The 22,771-nt window shown below is 67.1% G+C and carries 17 protein-coding genes; 9 read left to right on the forward strand and 8 right to left on the reverse strand.

Going from position 1 to position 22,771, the window contains the following annotated elements:
• Positions 1 to 3: 3 nt before the first annotated feature.
• The 3 genes from AC1DOQ_RS04180 to AC1DOQ_RS04190 form a co-directional block, all read right to left on the reverse strand.
• On the reverse strand, positions 4 to 2,658 hold the full coding sequence (locus AC1DOQ_RS04180; protein WP_477360565.1) for a TonB-dependent receptor: 2,655 nt from the start codon (positions 2,656 to 2,658) through the stop codon (positions 4 to 6).
• Positions 2,659 to 2,869: 211 nt separating this feature from the next.
• The gene (locus tag AC1DOQ_RS04185) at positions 2,870 to 3,070 is read right to left on the reverse strand and encodes a DUF2905 domain-containing protein (RefSeq protein ID WP_477360567.1); all 201 of its coding nucleotides are present in this window, start codon (positions 3,068 to 3,070) and stop codon (positions 2,870 to 2,872) included.
• 62 nt (positions 3,071 to 3,132) lie between these two features.
• The gene (locus AC1DOQ_RS04190) at positions 3,133 to 4,788 is read right to left on the reverse strand and encodes a methyl-accepting chemotaxis protein (RefSeq protein ID WP_477360569.1); all 1,656 of its coding nucleotides are present in this window, start codon (positions 4,786 to 4,788) and stop codon (positions 3,133 to 3,135) included.
• A 252-nt stretch (positions 4,789 to 5,040) separates the two neighbouring features.
• On the opposite strand from AC1DOQ_RS04190, the gene AC1DOQ_RS04195 reads away from it, so the two are divergent.
• The 6 genes from AC1DOQ_RS04195 to AC1DOQ_RS04220 all read left to right on the forward strand — a co-directional run bounded on the left by AC1DOQ_RS04195 (position 5,041) and on the right by AC1DOQ_RS04220 (position 13,184).
• Entirely contained in the window at positions 5,041 to 6,243 is a 1,203-nt protein-coding gene (locus AC1DOQ_RS04195; protein ID WP_477360571.1) for an ABC transporter substrate-binding protein, read from the forward strand.
• Positions 6,244 to 6,245: 2 nt separating this feature from the next.
• The gene (locus tag AC1DOQ_RS04200; RefSeq protein ID WP_477360573.1) at positions 6,246 to 8,648 is read left to right on the forward strand and encodes an ATP-binding protein; all 2,403 of its coding nucleotides are present in this window, start codon (positions 6,246 to 6,248) and stop codon (positions 8,646 to 8,648) included.
• A 225-nt stretch (positions 8,649 to 8,873) separates the two neighbouring features.
• Positions 8,874 to 9,509, forward strand: a complete 636-nt coding sequence (locus tag AC1DOQ_RS04205; RefSeq protein ID WP_477360575.1) for an apurinic/apyrimidinic endonuclease family protein — start codon at positions 8,874 to 8,876, stop codon at positions 9,507 to 9,509.
• A gap of 227 nt (positions 9,510 to 9,736) precedes the next feature.
• A complete protein-coding gene (locus AC1DOQ_RS04210; protein ID WP_477360576.1) occupies positions 9,737 to 10,663 on the forward strand; it encodes a bestrophin family protein in 927 nt (308 codons plus the stop codon).
• A gap of 4 nt (positions 10,664 to 10,667) precedes the next feature.
• Positions 10,668 to 12,173 (forward strand): succinate CoA transferase, encoded by a 1,506-nt coding sequence (locus AC1DOQ_RS04215; RefSeq protein ID WP_477360578.1) that lies wholly within the window; start codon positions 10,668 to 10,670, stop codon positions 12,171 to 12,173.
• 57 nt (positions 12,174 to 12,230) lie between these two features.
• Positions 12,231 to 13,184: an alpha/beta fold hydrolase gene (locus AC1DOQ_RS04220; protein WP_477360580.1), complete on the forward strand. Its 954-nt coding sequence runs from the start codon at positions 12,231 to 12,233 to the stop codon at positions 13,182 to 13,184.
• A 57-nt stretch (positions 13,185 to 13,241) separates the two neighbouring features.
• Here AC1DOQ_RS04220 and AC1DOQ_RS04225 read toward each other — a convergent pair whose 3' ends face one another.
• Positions 13,242 to 13,937, reverse strand: coding sequence for a hypothetical protein (locus AC1DOQ_RS04225; RefSeq protein WP_477360582.1), 696 nt, complete (start codon positions 13,935 to 13,937; stop codon positions 13,242 to 13,244).
• A gap of 172 nt (positions 13,938 to 14,109) precedes the next feature.
• Positions 14,110 to 15,312 (reverse strand): serine hydrolase domain-containing protein, encoded by a 1,203-nt coding sequence (locus tag AC1DOQ_RS04230; RefSeq protein ID WP_477360584.1) that lies wholly within the window; start codon positions 15,310 to 15,312, stop codon positions 14,110 to 14,112.
• Positions 15,313 to 15,421: 109 nt separating this feature from the next.
• Between AC1DOQ_RS04230 and AC1DOQ_RS04235 the strand changes: the two genes are divergently transcribed.
• On the forward strand, positions 15,422 to 16,408 hold the full coding sequence (locus AC1DOQ_RS04235) for an LLM class flavin-dependent oxidoreductase (RefSeq protein ID WP_477360586.1): 987 nt from the start codon (positions 15,422 to 15,424) through the stop codon (positions 16,406 to 16,408).
• Positions 16,409 to 16,532: 124 nt separating this feature from the next.
• A complete protein-coding gene (locus tag AC1DOQ_RS04240) occupies positions 16,533 to 16,814 on the forward strand; it encodes a hypothetical protein (protein ID WP_477360588.1) in 282 nt (93 codons plus the stop codon).
• Positions 16,815 to 16,837: 23 nt separating this feature from the next.
• Here AC1DOQ_RS04240 and AC1DOQ_RS04245 read toward each other — a convergent pair whose 3' ends face one another.
• Positions 16,838 to 17,431 carry an isochorismatase family protein gene (locus AC1DOQ_RS04245; protein ID WP_477360590.1) on the reverse strand — a complete coding sequence of 198 codons (594 nt, stop codon included), beginning with the start codon at positions 17,429 to 17,431 and terminating at the stop codon, positions 16,838 to 16,840.
• A 145-nt stretch (positions 17,432 to 17,576) separates the two neighbouring features.
• On the opposite strand from AC1DOQ_RS04245, the gene AC1DOQ_RS04250 reads away from it, so the two are divergent.
• Positions 17,577 to 19,289 (forward strand): M1 family metallopeptidase, encoded by a 1,713-nt coding sequence (locus tag AC1DOQ_RS04250; protein ID WP_477360592.1) that lies wholly within the window; start codon positions 17,577 to 17,579, stop codon positions 19,287 to 19,289.
• 63 nt (positions 19,290 to 19,352) lie between these two features.
• Here the strand turns inward: AC1DOQ_RS04250 and AC1DOQ_RS04255 are convergent, their stop codons facing one another.
• Both AC1DOQ_RS04255 and AC1DOQ_RS04260 read right to left on the reverse strand, forming a co-directional pair.
• On the reverse strand, positions 19,353 to 19,766 hold the full coding sequence (locus AC1DOQ_RS04255) for a hypothetical protein (RefSeq protein ID WP_477360594.1): 414 nt from the start codon (positions 19,764 to 19,766) through the stop codon (positions 19,353 to 19,355).
• Positions 19,767 to 19,940: 174 nt separating this feature from the next.
• Positions 19,941 to 22,715 carry a M16 family metallopeptidase gene (locus AC1DOQ_RS04260; protein ID WP_477360596.1) on the reverse strand — a complete coding sequence of 925 codons (2,775 nt, stop codon included), beginning with the start codon at positions 22,713 to 22,715 and terminating at the stop codon, positions 19,941 to 19,943.
• Between the last annotated feature and the right edge of the window lie 56 nt (positions 22,716 to 22,771).

The following is a 22,771-nucleotide window of genomic DNA, read 5'->3' on the forward strand; positions in this document are numbered from 1 at the left end:
GGATTACAGCTTGCCGCGCAGGCCGAGGTAGAAGGTGCGGCCATTCGAGTAGAAGGCGCGCGGACGGTCCTTGTTCTCCGCGTACATCTTGATGGTCTCGTTGGTGAGGTTCAGCGCGTCGAAGGTCAAGGTCAGGTGCTCGGTCAGCTTGACGTTCACGGAAGCCGCCAGCGAGGGCATGCTGTCGACGTGCTGGCTGGCGCCGCGGTCCACGCCCGCCTTGTATGCCGAGCGGTAGCTGTAGGCCAGGCGCGCGCTGAAGCGCTCGTCCTCGTAGAAACCGGTCAGGTTCCAGGTGTTCTTCGAGGAGTTCAGCATCTCGCCGCCGTCATCCAGTTCGCCGTCCGCGTAGGTGTAGTTGGCCAGGAAGCCGAAGTTGTTCATCAGCGGCTGCTGCCAGCTCAGTTCCACGCCCTTGTTCTTGGCGCCGGTGTTGTACGGCGAGGTGATCTGGTAATCGGTGAACACGCCGCGCTTGTTGTTGTAGTAGCTGCCGGTGCTGGTGCCCTGGGCCACGATGGAGCCGAAGTCCATGTAGAACAGGCCGGCCGACAGCATCGCCTTCGGCGCGAAATACCATTCGGCCGAGAGGTCGAAGTTGGTCGAGCGCACCGGGTCGAGGTTGACGTTGCCGCCGCTGCCGGACAGGGCGTCGTCGTTCAGCGACACCGAGCCGCCCAGCGCGCTGTAGTCCGGACGGGCCACGGTCTTGGCGATCGCGCCGCGCACCACCAGGTCGGGGCGCACGTCGAACTTCAGGTTCACGCTCGGCAGGTAGTCGCGGTAGGTGCGCTTGAAGGTGGTCGGGGTATAGGGACCGAAGGCCGAGCCGGTGATCGGCGCGGTGCCGCCCGGCAGGTTCACGACCGTGGTCTGGCGGGTCTCGACCGCGCGCAGGCCGGCATTGCCGCTCCAGCCGTCGCCGCCGAATTCGGCCATGCCGTACAGGGCCGCGGTCTTCTCGGCGACGCGGAATTCGTCGAGCCAGTTATGGCGCAAGGTGTAGTCGAGCAGGCGGTTGCCCGGCACCGCACCCCAGGCGCCGAGGGCCGGACCGTCGTACTTGAAGTAGCCGTTGAAGACGTTGCCGCCCAGGTCCTTGCCGAAATCGGACGGATACATGCTGCCGTTCCAGACCGGGCCGGGATTGCTGAAGCCGTTCGGGCCCGGACGGGTTTCGAGCGGATGCTCGGCGGTGCGGTCGTGATCCGTGAAGCGGGCGCCGAAGCGCACCGCGTTCACCCATGGATTGTCGCGCACGCGCAGTTCGCCGTCGATCTGCGCATACTTTTCCTGGTCCACCGACTGCGCCTCGCCGCCGCCGGCCCAGGCGGTCGAGCCGGGCTTCGCGGTATTCCCGCCCGGGTAGCTGACGGTCGCCGGGGTCAGGCCGTTGAGGGCATAGACCATGCCGCCGTCGACGTTGTTCTGGTAGTAGACGTCGTCGCGGTCGTAGCCGACGCCGTGGGTCTTGCCGATGCGGCCCGTGAAACTCAGCTTGTCGCTCGGACGCCAGCGGCCGTTCAGGTCGACGTACCAGGATTCGCCGCCGGCATTCGGGCGGTAGATGTTGTCGACCTCGCCCGAATTGCTGACGAAGCCGGCGCCGACCAGGGTGCCGTTGCGGATCACCGGGTTCTGCGGAATCAGGCCGCTGCTGTTGATCGAGTTTGCCGGCGCTGCCAGCCAGTTGGTGTTCTGGTGCGGCGCCTGCAGCTTCGAATAGAAGCCGTTCAGGTCGATGCCGAAGTCGCGCGAGGGCTTGGCCTCGATGTCGAAGGCGCCGCCTTCGCGCTTCTTCTTCTGTTCGAACAGGGCGGCGCCGATGAAGGTCGGCACCGACACGCCGGCCAGCGCCGGATTGGCGACGGCGGCGGCGCTGGTCGCGCTGATCGGGGTATAGCCCAGCACTTCCTGGCCGTCGCGGCGCACGCTCTGCTTCTCCGAAAAGCCCTGCAGCAGCACGCCGAAGTTGTTTGCCGGGTTCTTCCAGCTCACCAGGGCCGACACCTGCGGCTCGGTCTTCTTCGACAAGTCGTTGTAGTTGGCCTGGATCGAGGCTTCGACGGTCAGCGGCTGGCGGAAGTCGAGCGGACGGCGGGTGATCACGTTGATGGCGCCGGAGACGCCGCCTTCGACCAGGTCGGCGGTCGCGCTCTTCTGCACGACGATGGAGCCGACCAGTTCCGAGGGCAGCAGCGAGAAGCTGCTGGAGCGGCCGACGTTGCCGCCGATCTGGTTCAGCACGAACCAGTCGCCGGTGCTGATCGCATGGCCGTTGAACAGGGTCTGCTGCAGGCTGGGGCTGGTGCCGCGCAGGCTGACGCGGTCGTTCTCGCCGAAGCCGCCCTCGCCGCCGGCAGAGGACTGGGTGTTCACGCCGGGCAAGCGCTGGATCGCATCGGCCACGTTCTTGTCGGGCATCTTGCCGATGTCCTCGGCCGTCACCACCTCGACCACCGCATCGGCGTTGCGCTTCTGGCGCAGCGACTGCTCGAGCGCGGCGCGCACGCCGGTCACGATCACCGTCTGCGCCTCGCCCAGGCCAGCCCCCTGCTCCTGGGCCTGGGCCTGGGCAGCCATGCCCATCACCAGCACCGATACCGCGCTCGCGATCGCGGTGCGTGCGATCGCCTTCCCTGCCTTCGACTCGTTCATGTCTTCGTCTCCAAAACTATGTCTCAACGTGAAGCTGCCAGTGTCGAATTCGGCGGACGCTGCAGCGTCTCTCGTCTTCGTATGGGGCGCATTGTGTCGTTGATTTCTTGGCCATGTTTGTCAAATCTTGCTATCGCGAATACGCGTGTTGATTTTTCGACACGCGCACGCGCCGGCAAGGAATGCGACCGGGATGGAGAAGAAGCGCCGCTCAGCGGCGGAAGAACCACAGCAGCAGCGAGACGACGACCGAGACGATGAGGCAGGTGACGATGGGGAAGCTGAAGCTGAAGCCTTCGCGGGCGATGTGGATGTCGCCGGGGAGGCGGCCGAACGGCAGGCGGCGCAGCCAGGGCCAGGCCAGGCCGGCGGCCAGCAGGATGAGGCCCAGGAGGATGAGGAGTTTTTGCATGTTCGTCCGTCGTCCTCGCGAAAGCGGGGACCCATACTGAGTGTCCAAGGTCGGTACATTAATCATACCAACTTGCTTCCAATGTACGGATTTCTGTGGCTTAGCGTGGATTCCCGCTTTCGCGGGAACGGCGTGGCAAGCTTCGGCGCCGCCTTGGCCGCCCCACTGGCGCCATCGAGCCTGAACACGCTCACCGCCTCGGCCAGGCTGTGCGCCTGCTCCTGCATCGATTCGGTGGCCGCCGCCGCTTCCTCGACCAGGGCCGCGTTCTGCTGGGTGACCTGGTCCATCTGGGCGATGGCGCCGTTTACCTGTTCGATGCCGATGCTCTGCTCGCGCGAAGCGGCCGAGATCTCGCTCATGATGTCGGACACACGCTGCACGCTGACGACCACTTCCTGCATGGTGGCGCCGGCCTCGCCCACCAGGCGGGTGCCGTTGCCGACCTTCTCGACCGAAGTGTCGATCAGGGCCTTGATTTCCCTGGCGGCCGTGGCCGAACGCTGGGCCAGGGCACGGACTTCGCCGGCCACCACCGCGAAGCCGCGTCCCTGCTCGCCGGCGCGGGCCGCCTCCACTGCCGCGTTCAGGGCCAGGATATTGGTCTGGAAGGCGATGCCGTCGATGACCGAGATGATGTCGACGATCCTGCGCGCCGACTCGTCGATCTCGCCCATGGTCGCGACCACCTGCCCGACCACTGCGCCGCCGCGCGCGGCCACGCTGGAAGCGCCGGCCGCCAGGGCGCTGCCCTGGCGCGCGTTGTCGGCGTTGTTCCTCACGGTGCCGGTCAGCTGTTCGAGTGCCGATGCGCTTTCTTCCAGCGAGCCGGCCTGCTGCTCGGTGCGGCTCGAGAGATCCAGGTTGCCGGTGGCGACTTCGGCGGCGGCGGTGGCGATGCTGTCGGCGCCGCTGCGCACCCGGGTCACCAGCGCATTCAGCCTGCCGGTCATGGCGTTCAGGGCGGCCATCAGTTCGCCGGTTTCGTCCTTCGCCACCTGGCCGACGCGAATCGACAGGTCGCCCTTGGCCACCGCGTTCGCCAGCGCGACCGCATCGCGCAGCGGCACCGTGATGCTGCGCGTCAGCCGCCAGGCCAGCACGCCGCCCAGCAGGACGGCCAGCACGCCGATGGCGACCAGCAGCCGGCGTCCGCTGGCCGCCACCTCGGCCACCCTGGCCTTGGCCTCGTCGAACAGGCGCGTCTGGTGCGCCGACAGGCGCCCGACCGCCTCGTCGTAGGCATTCACGGCCGGGATCATCCTGCTGTCGGCCAGGCGCTGGATGGCGGCCTGCTCCGCCTTGCCGCCATCCTTCAGGGCAAACACCTCGTCGCGCGCCGCCACATAGGTCTTGCGCAGTCCGGCCAGCTCGGCCAGCAGCGCCTTGCCTTCCGGGAGCACCACGAGGGAGTCGAGTTCCTTCTGGATGGCGGCGATGTCGGTGCTGTTGGCCTTCATCCGGACGTTGACCGCCTTCAGGTCTTCCGCATCGGTGGCGCGCAGGCGGGTGTCGATCAGGGCGCGGTTGAGCCGGCTGCTGGCGCGCCACTGGTCGGCCAGGCGCGCCTTGCGGATCGCAATGTCCATGTCCCCGGTGGCGCCGACCACCTGCTGCAGGCGCAGGGCGCCGATCACGGTCAGGACGATGGACAGGGCCAGTACGGCGGAGAACGCGAGACCCAGGCGCGTCCCGATCTTCAGCTGATGGAGTGGCATTTTCACCTCGGGGAAATAGAAAGGCTGCGCGCTACCGGCGACGTGGATGGAGGCCGGAGAGCGCAGCGACTAAGGGCGAGGATTTGGCCCGACGGGATGTCCGCGTCTCTTGATCCATCATACGCAAGTTCTGTCTTTACATCACAGGTGGTTGTGATAACGCAACATTTTTTTCCATTTGTGAAGAAATCCGGAGGTGCAGGCAAAACCGTTAAAATGGTCTTTCCCATTGCTAAATCGTCATCCGTTCCAGTGAACCCGTCCTTTCCGCCCCGTCTCCGCCGCTGGCTGCGCCGCGGCCTCGCCTGTTTCGCCCTGGCCGGAGGTCTGGCGCAGGCCGCCGCGCCGCAGCCGGTGCTGCTGGGAATCGACGGCGAGTTCGGGCTGGACAACAGCACCTCGGCCCAGGCCGTCGAGCTGGGCATGCGCGCGGCGATCGCCGAGATCAACGCGGCCGGCGGCGTGCTCGGTGGGCGTCCGCTCGCCGTGGTGACCAAGGACCATCGCTCGATCCCGGCGCGCGGCATCCGCAACATCCAGGAATTCGCGAAGATGCCGGACCTGGTGGCGGTGTTCGGCGGCCGCTTCAGTCCCGTCGTCATCGAGGAACTGCCGACCCTGAAGTCGACCCGCACCCTGTTCATGGCGCCCTGGTCCTCGGCCGACGCGATCGTCGACAACGACATGCGGCCGAACTACGTCTACCGCCTGTCGCTGCGCGACTCGCTGGCCATGCCGCGGCTGCTGCAGGCGGCGCAGCGGCGCCGGCTGCACCGCATCGGACTGCTGCTGACGAATACGTCCTGGGGCCGCAGCAACGCCGAGGCGGCCACCCGCGCGGCCGAGTCCATGCGCGGCATGCAGATCGTCGGCACTTCCTGGTACAACTGGCGCGACACCACCCTCGTCGACAAGTACCGGCAACTGCGCGCGGCCGGCGCCCAGGCGATCGTGCTGGTCGCGAACGACGACGAGGCGGCGGTGCTGGTGCGCGAAATGGCCGCGCTGCCGAAAGAGCAGCGGCTGCCGATCCTGAGCCACTGGGGCGTGACCGGCGGCGAGTTCGCGGAGCAGGCCGGGCCGGCACTGCGGCAGGTCGACTTTTCCGTGATCCAGACCTTCAGCTTCTGGAAGGCCGATCCGGCACGCGTGCGGCGCTTCCTGGCCAGCGCCGCCAAGGTGGCGAAGGTGAATCGCATCGAGGACATCAAGGGCCCGGTCGGCGCGGCCCACGCCTACGACCTCACCCACATCCTGGCGCAGGCGATCGAACGCGCCGGCAGCACCGACCGCAAGCTGGTGCGCGACGCGCTGGAACACCTGCCGGCCTGGCAAGGGCTGGTCAAGAACTACGCACCGCCGTTCACGCCGTCCCGCCACGAAGCGCTGGGCCGTGGCGACCTGCTGATGGCGCGCTACCGCGACGACGGCGTGCTGGTGCCGGCACAGGAGTGAGGATGGCGCCGGCCTTCCTTCCCGCCGGACTGTCGCGGCGCTTCGCGATCGCGGCCGCGATCCTGACGGCGGCCGCGATGCTGCTGATCTCGATCGTCTCGTTCTGGCTGATCGACCGCCAGCGCGACCGCGCCAACGACCTGCTGCAGCAGCGCGAGGTGGCCTTCCACGCGACCACGGTCGGCCACAACCTGCAAGCGCTGAGCACCCGCCTGGCGGACGTCGCGGCCAGCCCGATCCTGGCCACCGCCCTGGTCGACAGCGCCGGCAAGGAAACCTACCTGACGCCTTTCCTGCACGGGCTGCGGCAGATCAACGGGATCCCGGTACAGGTGATGTTCACCGACTTCGAGGGCAAGGAAATCGCCGACAACGGCACCACCGGCTTCGGCGAACGCGAAGCCGCCTGGCTGCGCGATCGGCTGGCCAGCGGCGACGAGCGCGCCGCCCTGCTGGACGGCGAGCTGCTCGGGGTCTACCTGCTGCGCTACTCGCGCACCCGCACGCCGGAGGGGGCGCTGATGTACAAGGTCCGCCTGGCCGACCTGAAGCCGGCGCCCTGGGCCGTGCTCGCCCCCGCCGGCGCCCGCCCGGCGCGGACGCGCGAGATCACCGCCCGGGTGCCGCTGCCGGCACGCCTGGCCCACCTCAAGCTGGTGCTGGGCGAGGACGAGCGACGGCTGCCGGAGCCGCTCGGTTCGCCGGCCCCGCAATACCTGATGATCGGCGCGATCACGGCCGCGCTGGCACTGACGGTGTTCCTGCTGGCCTCGCGCCTGGCGCTGGGGCTGACGCGCGACCTGCGCCGCCTGGAAGCCTTCTCGGCCAGCCTGGGCAACGCCGGCATCAGCACCCAGCGCGCGCCGCTGGCCGGCAGCCGTGAGGTGGTCAGCCTGGCCGGCGCCATCAACCGCATGCTCGACCGCCTGTACGAGCAGCATGCCCACCTGGAGGCGGAGCGCCGCAAGTTCCACCAGCTGTCGAACAACATCCCGCAGATGGTGTGGATGGCCGACGCCGACGGCAACATCCTCTGGTTCAACGACCGCTGGTACGAGTTCACCGGCGCCGCGCCGGGCACGGTGTCGCCGGCGGACTGGCAGAAGCTGCACGACCCGAGCATGCTGCCCGAGGTGATGCGGCGCTGGCAGCAGGCCGTCGTCAGTGGCGTCCCCGACCAGATGACCTTCCCGCTGCGCGGCGCCGACGGGCGTTACCACAGCTTCTTCTGCTCGATCGCGCCGCTGCGCGACGCCGGCGGCCGCATCCTCCAGTGGTTCGGCACCTGCACCGACGTCAGCCAGCTCGAAGAAGCCGAGCGCGCGGTGCGCTACAGCGAGGAGCGCCTGCAGCAGGGACTGGTGGCGGCGCGCATGGCGGTGTGGGAACGCGATCCGCATACCGGCACGGTCGGCTTCTCGGCCAATCTGCACAGCGTGTTCGGCAAGCACTGGAACAACGTCGCCGAGCTGTGGGAGCAAATCCATCCCGACGATCGAGCCTGCCTGGACGAGACGGTCGCCCGCGCAATCGGCAACGGCGGCGAGAACGGCGCCTACCACGCCACCTCGCGCCTGCGCCGCGCCGACGACGGCCGCTGGATCTGGATCGACATCCGCGGCCGCCTCGGGCTGGGTCCGGACGGCCGCAGCACCGTGGTGCACGCGATCGCGATCGACATCACGGAACGCAAGCAGGCCGAGGAAGCGCTGCAGCTGGCGGACCGCCGCAAGGACGAATTCCTGGCGATGCTGGCGCACGAACTGCGCAATCCGCTGGCGCCGATCGGCAGCGCGGCCGACATGCTGCGCATCGCCTATTCCCACGAGCCGCGCGTCAAGCAGATCAGCGAGATCGTGGCGCGCCAGGTGGCCCACATGCGCCACCTGGTCGACGACCTGCTGGACGTCTCGCGGGTCACGCGCGGGCTGGTGACGATCAGCCGCCAGGCGATCGACCTGCGGCGCGTGGTGAGCGAGGCGGTGGAGCAGTCGCGGCCCCTGGCCGAAACACGCCGCCACCAGCTCGAGGTGACGCTGCCGGATGCACCGCTGATGGTCGACGGCGACCATATCCGCCTGGTGCAGGTGGCCGCCAACCTGATCAACAACGCGGCCAAATACACCCACGAAGGCGGCCGCATCGAGGTTGCGCTGGCGGAGAGCGAAGGCCGCGCGCGCCTGACCGTGCGCGACAACGGCACCGGCATCGGCCCCGACCTGCTGCCGGTGGTGTTCGACCTGTTCACCCAGGGCTCGCGCACCCTCGACCGCGCCCAGGGCGGCCTCGGTCTCGGCCTGGCGCTGGTCCGCAAACTGGTCGAACTGCACGGCGGCGAAGTCTCCGCCAGCAGCCCCGGCCAGGACCAGGGCAGCACCTTCACCGTCACCCTGCCCCTCCTCTAATTCCTAAATTCGGGGTTAAATTCGGGGTCAGAGCACATTTCCGCCCCAATTCGGGGTCAGAGCACTTTTTGCAGAAATAGCCTCGGTAAAGAACGGTGATAGGCGCGCGCGGATCTCCTTCGCCAGGCCCCTTTTGGTTGGCGCGGTCGTACCGAGAAGCCATTGCCCAGAAATGTGCTCTGACCCCGAATTTTGGGCGAAATGTGCTCTGACCCCGAATTTGGGTTGCGGCACGGCACCGGCCGCCGCGCCACGGAGATGGGGCTGCGCCTGGTGATGCATCCGGACCAGTTCGTGGTGCTGAGCTCCGATTCGCCCGAGGTGGTAGCCAACAGCGTCAAGATCCTGCAGATGCATGCCGACATCATGGACCTGCTGGAGCAGCCGCGCTCGCCCTGGGCCGTGCTCGAGATCCACGGCGGCAAGGCCAATCGCAGCGACGCCCTGGTCGAACGCATCGCCGGCCTGCCCGATGCGATCCGCTCGCGCCTGTGCCTGGAGAACGACGAATACGCCTACAGCGCGGAGCAGATCCTGGACGTCTGCGTGCGCAGCGGCGTGCCGATGGTGTTCGACGCCCACCGCCACATCGTCAGCGAAAAGCTGTCCAGCTACGACGATCCGAGCGTGGCCGCAATGCTGGAAAAGGCGCGCGCCACCTGGCCGGATCCGGCGCACCAGATGGTCCACATCTCGAACGGACGCGAAGGCTTCAACGACCGCCAGCATGCGGACCTGATCTCGACGATGCCGGCGGCCTATGCGCGCGCACCGTGGATCGAGATCGAAGCCAAGAGCAAAGAGGAAGCGATCGCCGGACTGCGCACCTGGCAGTCGAGCCAGTCCGCGCGCATTGCCTGAGCTCGCTACGCTGCGCCGCACCATTCACCAACCGCATGGCGGGCATCAGGAATCGTAATTAGTCATTTCCGCGCGGCAGTATCAGAATGGTGCAAGGCCATTTCAACCGGACGCAGGCGTTTTTGCGCCCGTTGCACAATGAAGGCAACTCAAGCAGTTTCACATCCGACGATGCAGCAGACCGATCCCACCCTCATCCCGCAGCCGCGGCGCGGAACGGGACCGGCATGATCGTCCGCGACCGCCCTTCCGCCCTGCGCCTGTTCCTGGTGATGCGCGGTTCGGTGATGCCGAACATCTGGAAAAGCCTGCTCGGCACCGCCCTGCTGGCGGTCGCCGTCACCTGGACCCACGGCACGCTGTGGGGCCACAAGATCGCCATCGGCGCGATCCCCTTCACGCTGATGGGCCTGCCCCTCGCGATCTTCCTCGGTTTCCGCAACAACGCCGCCTACGACCGCTACTGGGAAGGCCGCAAGCAATGGGGCGAACTGGTCCTGCGCAGCCGCAGCCTGGCGCGCCAGTGCCTGTCGCTGATCGAGGCGGGCGGCACGCCCGACGGCGCCGTGCGGGAGCGCATGATCCGGCGTGCGATCGCCTTCGCGCATGCGCTGCGCCACCGCCTGCGGCGCACCGACCCCGCCGCCGATATCGAACCCTGGATCGCGCCGCAGGAATGGGAACGCGTGCGCGTCCTGCCCAACCTGCCGCACGCGCTGATGCTGGAGATGGGCGCCGACCTCGGGCACTGCCTGCGCGAGCGCCGCCTCGAACCCTGCCTGGCACCGGGCATCGACGCCACCCTGTCGGCGATGACCGGCGTGGCCGCGGCCTGCGAACGCATCCACGGCACGCCGATTCCGTTTTCCTACAGCCTGCTGCTGCACCGCACCGCCTACCTGTATTGCGTCCTGCTGCCCTTCGGCCTGGTCGACGCGATCGGCGACCTGACCCCGCTGGTGACGCTGCTGGTCGCCTACACCTTCTTCGGGCTGGATGCCCTCGGCGACGAGATCGAGGAGCCCTTCGGCACCTCCGACCACGACCTGCCGCTCGACGCCATCTGCCGCACCATCGAGATCGACCTGCGCAGCGCGCTGGGCGACACCAAGCTTCCCCCACCCCTACTGCCGGTCGACTACCGGCTCAGCTAGAAACATGAAGACTGAATACCTGGATCGTATCCGCTGCGCCAAGCTGCGCAATCGTGTCACCGGCGCCGCTGAAGCAGCAAGCTGGATCAAGGACGGCATGACCGTCGGCATGAGCGGCTTCACCCGCGCCGGCGACGTCAAGCTGGTCCCTGCCGCGCTGGCCGAACGCGCCCGCGCAGAGCCGCTGAAGATCACCCTGCTGACCGGCGCCTCGCTCGGCAACGATACGGACAAACTGCTTACCGAAGCGGGCGCGCTGTCGCGCCGCATGCCCTTCCAGGTCGACCCCGTGCTGCGCGCCGCCATCAACCGCGGCGAGGTGATGTACATCGACCAGCACCTGTCCGAGACCGTCGAACAGCTGCGCAGCCGCCACATCAAGCCGGTCGACGTCGCGGTGGTCGAGGCGGTGGCGATCACGGAGACGGGCGCGATCGTCCCCACCACCTCGGTCGGCAACAGCGCCAGCTTCGCGATCCTGGCCGACAAGGTCATCGTCGAGATCAACCTGGCCCAGACCACCGGCCTCGAAGGCTTGCACGACATCTGGATTCCCAAGAAGCGGCCGATGCGCGAGCCGATCCCGATCATGTCGGTCGAGCAGCGCGCCGGCACGCCCTTCATCGAGATCCCGCCGGAGAAGATCGTCGCCATCGTGATCACCGACCAGCCGGACAGCACCTCCTCGGTGCTGCCGCCGGACGAAGAGACCGCCGCCATCGCCGGCCACCTGGTGCGCTTCTTCGAGGACGAGATCGTCGCGGGACGCCTGGACGCCAGCCTGCTGCCGCTGCAGGCCGGCATCGGCACCATCGCCAACGCGGTGCTGGCCGGCTTCGTCGACAGCCCCTTCCACGACCTCACCATGTATTCGGAGGTGCTGCAGGATTCGACCTTCGACCTGTTCGATTCCGGCAAGCTCGAATTCGCCTCCGGCTCCTCGATCACCCTGTCGCCGGAAAAGAGCGCCCAGGTGTTCCGCGACTTCGACCGCTACCGCGACCGCCTGGTGCTGCGCCCGCAGGAAGTGTCGAACCATCCGGAAGTGATCCGGCGCCTCGGCATCATCGCGATCAATACCGCGCTGGAAGCCGACATCTACGGCAACATCAACTCGACCCACGTGAGCGGCACCCACATGATGAACGGCATCGGCGGCTCCGGCGACTTCGCGCGCAACGCCTACCTGTCGATCTTCGCCACCAAGTCGATCGCCAAGGGCGGCAAGATATCCTCGATCGTGCCGATGGTGACCCACGTCGACCATAGCGAGCACGACGTCGACATCATCGTCACCGAACTGGGGCTGGCCGACCTGCGCGGCCTGGCGCCGCGCGAGCGTGCCGAGACGATCATCGAACACTGCACGGCCGAACCCTACAAGACCATGCTGCGCGAGTACGTGGCGGAAGCCCAGCAGCGCGGCGGCCAGACCCCGCACGTGCTGGAGAAAGCCTATTCCTGGCACACGCGCTACCGCGAAACCGGCTCGATGCTGCCCAAGGATTGACGAAAGACCGCGGTCTGGTGTGCAATAAGCGGTATTGCCCATCCGCATGATGCCACCATGACCGCTGCTCCCGCCCCGACACCGAAACGCCGCCTGCGCAAGATCCTGCTTGCCGTGGGCGCCGTTGCCGCCGCCGTACTCGTCGCCATTCCCCTCGCACGCAATATGGAGCACGGCCCGCTCGGCGCCGACGCGCGGCGCCAGGCGCCCGGGCAGTTCGTCACCCTGTCGCACGGGATCGTCCACGTGCGCATCGCCGGTCCCGAACAGGGCCGTCCGGTGGTGCTGGTGCATGGCTTTTCGGTGCCCAGCTATGTGTTCGACAGCACCAGCGCGGACCTGGCGGCGGCCGGCTTCAAGGTGATCCGCTTCGACCTGTACGGGCGCGGCTGGAGCGACCGGCCGAAGGTCGACTACGACCGCCGGCTGTTCGCCGACCAGCTACTGGAACTGATGGATACCCTGCAGGTGCCGAAGGCCGACCTGCTCGGGCTGTCGATGGGCGGCGCGATCGTCGGACGCTTCGCCGCCGAGCATCCGGAGCGGGTGCGCAGCGTGGTGCTGGTGGCGCCCCTCACGCGGGCGCACGACATCAGCGTGATGGCCTGGCCGGGTGTCGGCGAATGGCTGACGCGCGCATGGTTCCTGCCTTCGCTGGCCACCAGCCAGCTTGAGGACTTCGCGCATCCGGAACGCGTGGCCGGCTGGGCCGAGCGCTTCCAGCCGCAGATGCGCTACGACGGCTTCGGGCGCGCGATCCTGTCGACCATCCGCCATCTGTCGAACGAATCCTCGCTGCCGGATTTCGAGAAGGTGGGCAAGAAGGGCCTGCCGGTGCTGCTGGTATGGGGCGATGCCGACAAGACGGTGCCCTATGCCGAACACGCCGACGTGCAGCGCGCGATCCCGCAGGCGCAGTTCGTGTCGCTGCCGGGACTCGGACATCTGCCGGTGGTCGAGGATCCGGCGGCGGTTCATCCGCAGGTGGCCGCCTTCCTCCGGCAACACTAAAAAAACACCAGCCCGCGAGCTGGTGTTTTTCATGGCGCCGGCGAACCGGCGCGACGATCAGTAGCCGCGGCCGCCGGTACCGCTGGTGCCGCCGCTGGTGGTGCTGGTGCCCGTGCCGGTGGTACCGGTACCGGTGGTGCCGGTGGCGCTGGTGCCGCTGCCGGAACCCGAGCCGGTGCCGCTCATGCCGGACGAGCTGGTGCCGGTGCCGGTGGTGCCGGTACCGGTTCCGGTGCCCATGCTGCCGCTGGTGCCCGAGGAGCCCGAGCTGCCGGTGCCCATGCTGCCGCTGGTGCCCGACGAACCCGAGGTGCCGGTGCCCATGCTGCCGCTGGTGCCGGAGGAGCCCGAGGTGCCGGTGCCGGTGCCCATGCTGCCGCTGCCCGAGGAACCGCTGGTGCCCATGCTGCCGCTGCCGGAGGTGCCGCTCGAACCCGACGAGCCGGTGCCGCTGCCGCTGCTCGACGAGCCGCTGCTACTGTCCATGCCGCTGCTCGAGCTGGAGCTGCCCGAACCGGTCATGCCGCTGCCGCTCGAGCCCGAGCTGCTGCTATGTTTACGCGCATGTTTCTTTTTGCTGGACTTCTTGTGGGTCGACGAAGTGCCGGTTGCCTGGTCGGACTGCGCAGTGGCGCTGGTACCGCCGGTGGTCGAGGAGCTGCCGCTCGTTTGCGCCTGAGCGCTCACGGCACCGAACATCGCCATCGCAACGGAAGCACCCAGCAGGCCTTTCAGTAACTTATTCATTTTCATGTCGCTCTCCTAATGGATTTGGGGCAAAAAGCTCAACAATATCAACAAGATAAATTGAGGGTTCGCAGTGTAGAACGGTCGCGGCAAAGCGTGCGCGCGTTAGCCGCACGGCAAAAAATCAGCAGCAAAAAAGCGACACGTTGATGCGTTTTTGCCCCCGATAACATCCATATCAGGGGTTTGCGGCCTGCGCCGCGAGCGTACCCAGCCTGGTATAAAGTTCCAGCACATTGCTCTTGTCGTCAGGGTAGACCCGGTTCGACAGCAGCACGTAGAAGGTGCGCGAGCCCGGATCGATCCACAGCACGCAGCCGGTAAAGCCCGTATGGCCGTAGCTGCCGACGGGGAACACGGTGCCGCGCGGACGCACCGCATAGGGCGAATTGATGTCCATGCCGAGGCCGCGCAGCGCCTCGATGCCGGCTGGCGACTGCGCCGTGGTCATCAGGCGCACGCTCTCCGGGCTGAGGATGCGCACGCCGTCCAGCTCGCCGCCGCGCAGCAGCATGCGGGCATAGCGCGCGACGTCGCGGGCGGTGGTGAACACGCCGGCCGACCCGGCCACGCCATCCATGCGGCGCGCGGTCGGGTCGTGCACCACGCCCTGCAGCAGCTGGCCGGGCGCGAGGTCGCCGTGGGCCGAACCGGCGCTCTCCGCACCCTTCTGGGTCGGCGCGATCAACGTGGCGCGGGCAGCATCCATGCGGCGCAGCGGCAGGTAGCCGGTATCGAGCATCTTCAGCGGCGCGAAGATGCGGGTGCGCGCGAATTCGTCGAGCGGCATGCCGGACACCTTCTGCACCAGCTGGCCCAGCAGGATGTAGTTGATGTCCGAGTAACGGAAGAAGGTGCCGGGCGGATGCGTCACCACCTGGCTGCAGGCCAGGGCGTGGGCGGCGGCATCGCCATGCCAGGCCGGCTTGGCCGGCAGCCCGGCCGGCAGGCCCGAGCTGTGGGTCAGCAGGTGGCGGATCGTGATGGCCTCCTTGCCGCCGTTCGCGCATTCCGGAAAGTAGGCGCTCAGTTTCGCGTCGAGGTCGATCTTGCCCTCTTCCGCCAGCTTCAGCACCGAAGGCGCGGTCGACAGCACCTTGCTCAGCGAGGCGGCGTCGTACACCGTCGATGTCTCGACGGGCCGCGCATCGGCTTCGTAGCTCAGGCGTCCATAGGCCCGCTCATAGACCGCACCGTCATGCTCGATGTGGAGCACCGCGCCGGGCAGCTTATGGGCGCCGATGGCTTCCTGCATGGCGGCGTCGACTTGCGGGATGGCGGGGTTGTCGAGACGGCCATGCGCGCAGCCGGTGAGCAGCAGGGCGATACAGGCGGCGGCGAACAGGGAGCGGCGGATTGGGGAGATGGCTGGGCGGGGCATGGTTGCTGTCGTTGGCGAAATTGAACCAAGGCATCATAGGCAGGCCACCAGCCGGGGTCAAGCGCGGTGCCTCCGCACGCAAAAAATCCGATCGGCGTATCATGCCTCCATGATTCCTCTCTCGATACTCGACCTCGCCCCCATCGTTGAGGGCGGCACCGCTTCCGATTCCTTCCGCAACTCGCTCGACCTTGCCCAGCATGGCGAGCGCTGGGGCTACCACCGCTTCTGGCTTGCCGAACACCACGGCATGCCGGGCATCGCCAGTGCGGCGACCTCGGTCCTGATGTGCCATGTTGCCAACGGCACCTCGACGATCCGCATCGGCGCCGGCGGCATCATGCTGCCGAACCATTCACCGCTCGTGATCGCCGAACAGTTCGGCACCCTCGCCTCGCTGTTCCCCGGCCGTATCGACCTCGGCCTGGGCCGCGCACCGGGCTCCGACCACACCACGGCGCGCGCGCTGCGCCGCAACCTGGCCTCGGATGCCGACGAGTTCCCGCAGGACGTGGTGGAGCTGATGGATTACTTCGCCGGCTCGCCGCGCCGGCCGGTAGCAGCGGTGCCCGGCGCCGGCCTCGACGTGCCGGTCTGGATCCTCGGTTCCAGCCTGTTCGGCGCCCAGCTGGCGGCGGCCCTCGGCCTGCCGTATGCCTTCGCCTCCCACTTCGCGCCGCAGATGATGATGCAGGCGATCGAGCTCTACCGCGCCACCTTCCGTCCCTCGGCCCAGCTCGACAAGCCGTACGTGATGCYCGGCTTTAACGTGTTCGCCGCCGACACGGATGCCGAAGCCCACTTCCGCGCGACCTCGATGCAGCAGGCCTTCATCAACCTGCGCAGCGGCCGCCCGACCAGGCTGAAACCGCCGGTCGAAGGCTATCTGGATCTGCTGAGCCCGCCGGAGCGGTCGATGCTGGATTCGGTGCTGTCGTGCTCGGCCATCGGCGCGCCCGGCACCGTCGCCGCCCAACTGAAGGCCTTCGTGGAGCGCACCGGCGCGGACGAGCTGATGATCACCTCGCAAATCTTCGACCACGCGGCGCGCCTGCGTTCCTACGAGATCACGGCCGAGATCGCCCGCTCTGCCTGATGCCGCCGGCACTGCCGCGGTCAACCGCGGCGGTGCCGGTAACGTTGTTTCCGTTGAATGGCGAACAGTCGGATCGGTTCGCCAGGCCTAGGCTAGCTTCATCCACCTGCTACCGGAGATAACCATGAAAGCCAAACTCATCGCCGTATCCCTCCTGCTGTCGCTGGCCTCGACCGGCGCCGCCTATGCCAAGCCCAGCTGCCTGAAAGGCGCGGCCGCCGGCGCCGTCGGCGGCCACTTCCTCGGCAAGCACCACCTGGCCGGCGCGGCCGTGGGCTGCGCCGTGGGCCACCACATGGCCAAGAAACAGGAACGCGAACAGGCTCGCGCCCAGGCCCAGGCGAATGCCCAGGCCCAGGCCAACGCCCAGGCGCAGAACGGCCAGGCGCAGGCTGCTCGCAAGTGATCCGGCGACGGCGCCGGTAATGCTCAGGCGTCGCCGGTGCCGGCTTGCAGGGCGTCGATCAGCTCGCGGGTCGAGCGCACCCTGCCCATGTTACGGAACACGTTCTCGCAGCAGTTCTTGTGCGCTTCCGCGTTTCCGCTGCTCATCGCATCTTCCACGAAAACCAGTTCGTAGCCACGGTCGAAGGCCGCGCGCGCGGTCGACTCGACGCCGTAGTTGGTGGCGATGCCCGTCATGATGATGGTCTTGATGCCGCGCCGGCGCAGCAGCTGGTCGAGCTCGGTAGCGTAGAAGGCGCCCCACTGGCGCTTGGTCACCACGTGGTCCTGCGCCTGCACCTGGGCCGACTCCGCCATGTACGATGCTTCCGGCGGCGGTGACGGCGTACCGGGCTTGAACATCGGATTGTCGGCAGGCGGCAGGCGCAGCTCGTCCAGCTGCACGCGCACGAAGATCACCATGCCGCCGCGGTCGCGCATCTCGCTCGACAGCAGCACGCAATTGCCCACCACGCGCTCGGCCGGGTGCGGCGCCAGTTCCCGGTTCACATTAAAGTTCTGCAAGTCGATCTGCACCAGGGCGGTGCGGGCGATGTCGATTTTCAGTTTGTCATTCATAAAATTAAATCCTCCTCGACCGCAGTATTCACCAGACCCGGTTCAGGCGGCGCGCAATGGGCGGCCTGCAGTTAATACAGACCGCGCCCAGGCTCTGTGATAAATTTCCGGGGATCAAAATTAGAGACGGCAAACGCCGCAGAACATGAAAAAAATCGCCATCGTCGGCGCAAGCGCGCTGCTGGCGGGCTGCGTCACCCCGCAGCCTTTCCTGACCGAATACAGCACCGGTTCCGGCGCTCCCCGCAGCGAAGCCCAGCAAGCCCTCGAATTCGACAAGGCCGACCTCAAGCTGCGCATCGAGCCGGACACCCGCAGCATCCGCGGCGACGTCACGCTCACCTTCGGCACCCGCGCGCCGCTCCATAGCATCGAACTCGACCTGGACCGCAACCTGCCGATCGACGCCATCGACGTCGACGGCCAGCCGCTGCCGGCTGGCAGCTGGCGCAACCCGGAAGGCAAGCTGACCATCGACCTGCCGCAGACCCTGCAACCCGGCAAGCAGGCAGTGGTGAGGGTGCGCTATCACGGCCAGCCCCACGTGGCCAAGCGCGCGCCCTGGGACGGCGGCTTCGTCTGGTCGACGACCCCGGACGGCAAGCCCTGGGTGGCGAGTGCCGTGCAGGGCGAAGGCTGCGACCTGTTCTGGCCCTGCATCGACCACCCGACCGGCAAGCCCAGGCTGGTCGACGAACACATCACGGTACCGAGTCCGCTGGTCGCGGCCGGCAACGGCATCGCCATGGGCATGGACGAGGCGGACGGCTGGCGCACCTGGCACTGGCGCACCAAGAACCCGAGCACCTACGGCATCTCGATCAACGTCGCGCCTTACCAGGTGCTGTCCGGCGAATACCGCAGCCGCTACGGCAACGTGATTCCGCTGCGCATGTGGTACCTGCCGCAGAACGAGGAAGGCGCGAAGCAATTGTTCGCCGAGTTCGCGCCGATGCTGGACTTCTTCGAGAGCACCATCGGCCCCTACCCCTTCGGCGACGAAAAGATGGGCGTGGTGGAGACCCCGCACAAGGGCATGGAACACCAGACCATCAATGCCTACGGCAACAAGTATGCGAAGACGGCCTATGGCTATGACGAACTGCTGCAGCACGAGTTCGCCCACGAATGGTTCGGCAACCAGCTGACCAACGCCAACTGGGACGATATGTGGCTGCACGAGGGACTGGGCAGCTATATGCAGCCGCTCTACATGCAGTACCTGCGCGGCGACCTCGAATACTTCGCTTCCCTGATGCACCAGCGCGGCATGATCGAGAACAAGGCGCCCATCGTGTCCGGCAAGCCAAGGCTGGAAGAAGACGTCTACGACACCAAGCGCGGCGGCCCCGGCCAGGACATCTACAACAAGGGTTCACTGGTCATGCACACCTTGCGCGGCCTGATCGGCGACCAGGCCTTCTTCCGCGCCGTACGCGAAGAGGTCTACGGCACCCCCGACCCGCGCCCCGGCAACTTCGCCCCGCGCTACGGCACGACGCCGGAATTCATGGCCATCGTCAAGCGCACGAGCGGACGCGACCTGGACTGGTTCTTCCAGGCCTACCTGTACCAGAAGGCACTGCCGGAACTGCAGGCCACGCGCAGCGGCAACACCCTGCAGCTGGCATGGAAGACGGAAAAGAACACGCCCTTCCCGATGCCGGTCGAGGTGCGCGTGGGCGACCGCGTGGTAAATGTGCCGATGGCGGATGGCAAGGGGAGTGTCGAGCTGCCGGAAGGGGCGGGCTATACGCTGGATCCGCATTCGAAGGTGCTGCGCAGGGAGCAGCATATCGAGCGCTATCACCAGTGGCAGGAAGAGCAGCGGAAGAAACGGGAGAAGGCGGCTACCTAAGGTTCGTGCCAAGTGTGAACGTCATTCCCGCGAAAGAAGGAATGACGTTCCCGAGCTAACCGATTACTTCGAAGCGTCCTGCATCTTCTCGCCAGTACGCTCCAGCGCGCGGCCGGTTGCCGCAGTCGCATCCTTGGCGCCTTCCTTCACGTTATGCGCTGCTTCCTTCGAAGTCTGACGCACTTCGGCGCCGGCTTCGTGCATGTTGGCGGCGGTACGGTCGGCCGCGGCATCGATTTTCGCGTTGGCGCGGTCGGTGGCGGCGTCGATCTTCTCGCCCGCACGGTCGGCGGCGGCGTTGGCGTTCGCGGCGGCTTCACGGGTTGCCGCGGCAGCGTTCGCACCGGCGTCGTCGACGGCTTTACCCGCGGTCTGGGCCGGGCCCATGTCCTTGTTGGTGGTGGTTTCGGCCTTGTGGCAGCCGGTGGCCAGCACGGCGACGGAGAACAGCAGGGCGGAAATGGTCGTGGTCTTCATGATGGGTTCCTTTTATTATTAAAAAATAAAGTGTATGGACGTATCCTACACTCCCATACTGCCGCGCACGATTGCCAATTGTGCCAAACCGTAACAAAAAATTATCCCTTTCCCCGGCCGGGCCGGCGGCGCCGTTACATCTGTTTTCAAACCCTGCCCACGGATGAGCGAGGGTCAGGGCAAAAGATTCCCATCGGCATCGATTTTGCGCACCTCGCCCATCCCCAGGGCGCGCACGTCGGCCTCGACCTTGCTCATGTCGCCCACCACGATCCATAGCTGCCGCGCCGGCAGGATCGTCCTTGCCGCCAGCGCATTCAGCTCGGCCGGGTTCACGGCCCAGACCTTGTCCGTGTAGGTGTTGTAGTAGTCCTCGGGCAAGTGGTATTGCAGGATGGTCGCGTAGCCATTGCCGAGCTGGGCGATGGTCTCGAAGGCGCCGGGCAGGCCCAGGGTCTCGTTGTCCTGCGCCGCCTTCAGTTCCGGTCCGCTGATGGGACGGGCGCCGGCGATGTCGGCGTATTCCCGGGCCAGCTCGCGCAGGGCCGGCGCCGTCTTGTCGGTCTGCACCGGCGAGGCGCTGTACAGGATGCGCTGCCCGACTGCCGCCACCAGCCCCGAGCCGACGCCATAGGACCAGTGCTTGTCCTCGCGCAGGTCCATGTTCAGGCGCGAACTGAAGGTGCCGCCGAAGACGTCGTTCAGCAGGTTCAGCGCCACCGCCTCCGGGGTATTGCGCGGCGGCGCCAGCTGGGCGCCGACGATCTCGCTCTGCAGGGCGCCGGGACGGTCGATCAGGTAGATCACGGTCTTGTCCGGCTGCGCCACCTGGCTCACGTTCTTGCGCGGCACTGTCCCCGCCTGCCAGCCGCCGAAGGCCTTTTCCAGCAGCGGCCGCAAGGACGCCATGGTGGTATCGCCCACCACCAGCAAGGTCGCATTGTTCGGCTTGAACCAGGCCTGGTGGTAGCGCACCAGGTCGGCCCTCGTCATGCGCGCCACCGCCTGCTCGGTGCCGGTGCCGGTCAGCGGCAGGCCATAGGCATGGTCCTTGCCATACAGGAGTCCCGGCAGCACGCGCAGCGCCATCGCCCGCGGCACCGTCTTTTCGCGGGCGATCGCGGCGATGCGCTCGCGCTGCAGGCGTTCGAAATCCGCCTGCGGAAAGGAGGGATGCAGCACCAGGTCGGCATACAGGCCCAGCGCCCGGGACAGGGTCGGCACCAGCACGTTCATGTTGACGAAGGCGCCGTCGAGGTTGGTGGCGGCGCCGAAGGAGGCGCCCAGCGCTTCCAGCTCGGCGCTGACTTGCAGGGAAGACCGCCTGTTTGCGCCATTCCGCGTTCCCTCCTCCAGCATGCGCAGGCTCAGGCTCGCCAGGCCCGGCAGCTCGTGCGAGCCCGAGGCGTAGCCGGCATCGATCATCATCGACAGGTTCACCACCGGCGCGCCGTGGCGTTCGGCCAGCACCACCTTCAGGCCGTTCGACAGGGTCGCCGCCTGCATCGGCGGCAGCCGCAGCTTTTCGGGCTGTCCCGGCGGCGCCCCCTTGCTGCGGTCGAGCGTGGTAATCGAGGCCGCCAGGCCGGCCGGGAAAGGATCGACCTCCAGGATATAGTCGCCATCGCCGAGCCATTCGGCCATGGCCTGGCGCACCATCGCCGGGGTCGCCGCCCGGATGCGCTTCAGGTAGGTCTTGTAGCAGTCGGGGTCGCCCGTAAACGTCATGCAGCGCGCCAGCATGTCGCTCTTGCCGCCGAAGCCGCCGACGCGCTCGACGCTGCGCGCGTACTGCGCCAGGATCGCCGTCTTCGCCAGGCCCAGTTCGTCCTCGCGCGGGCCGCTCTTCATGAGTGCGCGCAATTCCTCGTCGGCGATGCCTTCCATGCGGACGACGTCGGCGCCGGGTCGCGCCGTCAGGTTGATGCCGAACTGGCCGGCGATCTCGCTCGAGTCGTCGCTGGAAAACGCCGAGGTCGCCAATTGCTCCCTGACCACCAGGCGCTGGTAAAGGCGCGAAGTCTTGCTGCCGCCCAGCACGTGGGCCGCCAGGTCCAGCAGCGCCTCTTCCGGCGTATCCGCGCCGGGAACGTTCCAGATCCGGTAGATGCGCGCCTGGGGCACGCGGTCCTGCACGGTCTCGCGATGGGTGCCGCTGCGTCTGGCGATCCATGCGCGCTGTTTCGCCACCGGCGGGCCGGGTGGGATATCTCCGTAGTAATGCTCGACCTTCTCGCGCGCCTGGGCGGGCGTGACGTCACCGGCCAGCACCAGCACCACATTGTTCGGGCCGTAGTTGGTCCTGAACCAGTTGCTGACGTCGCTCATGGAGGCGGCGTCGAGGTCGTCCATCGAGCCGATCGTGGTCCAGGAATAAGGGTGACCCGCCGGCCAGGTATTCTCGGTAACGATCTGCTCGACCACGCCATAGGGCTGGTTCTCGCGCTGGCGCTTCTCGTTCTGCACCACGCCGCGCTGCAGGTCCAGCTTCTTCTGGTCGAGCACGCCCAGCAGATGGCCCATGCGGTCGCTCTCGGCGAACAGGGTGTAGTCGAGCATCGAGGTGGGCACGGTCTCGAAGTAATTGGTGCGGTCCTTGTTCGTGGTGCCGTTCAGGTCGCTCGCGCCGATACCCTCCAGGGCGGAAAGAAAGGTCTTGTTGAAGTTGGCGCTGCCCGAAAACATCAGGTGCTCGAACAGGTGGGCGAAGCCGGTCTTGCCCGGCTTCTCGTTCTTGGAACCGACGTGGTACCAGGTGTTCACCGCCACCACGGGCGATTTGTGGTCTTCGTGCACGAGGACGGTCAGGCCGTTCTTCAGCACGAACCTCGTGTAGGGAATATCGGGGATGGGGATGTCGACGGCGGCCGGCGGCGCGGCTGCGGCGATCGGCGCCAGCAGGGCCAATGACAGGACCAGGAATACGCGTGGGCGAATCGGCAGACGCATGCTGTGCCTCCGGAAATCTGGCCGACCATTCTAAGCCAGCGCGGCGTGCGCACGGC

This window comes from Massilia sp. 01N417 (assembly GCF_056399645.1).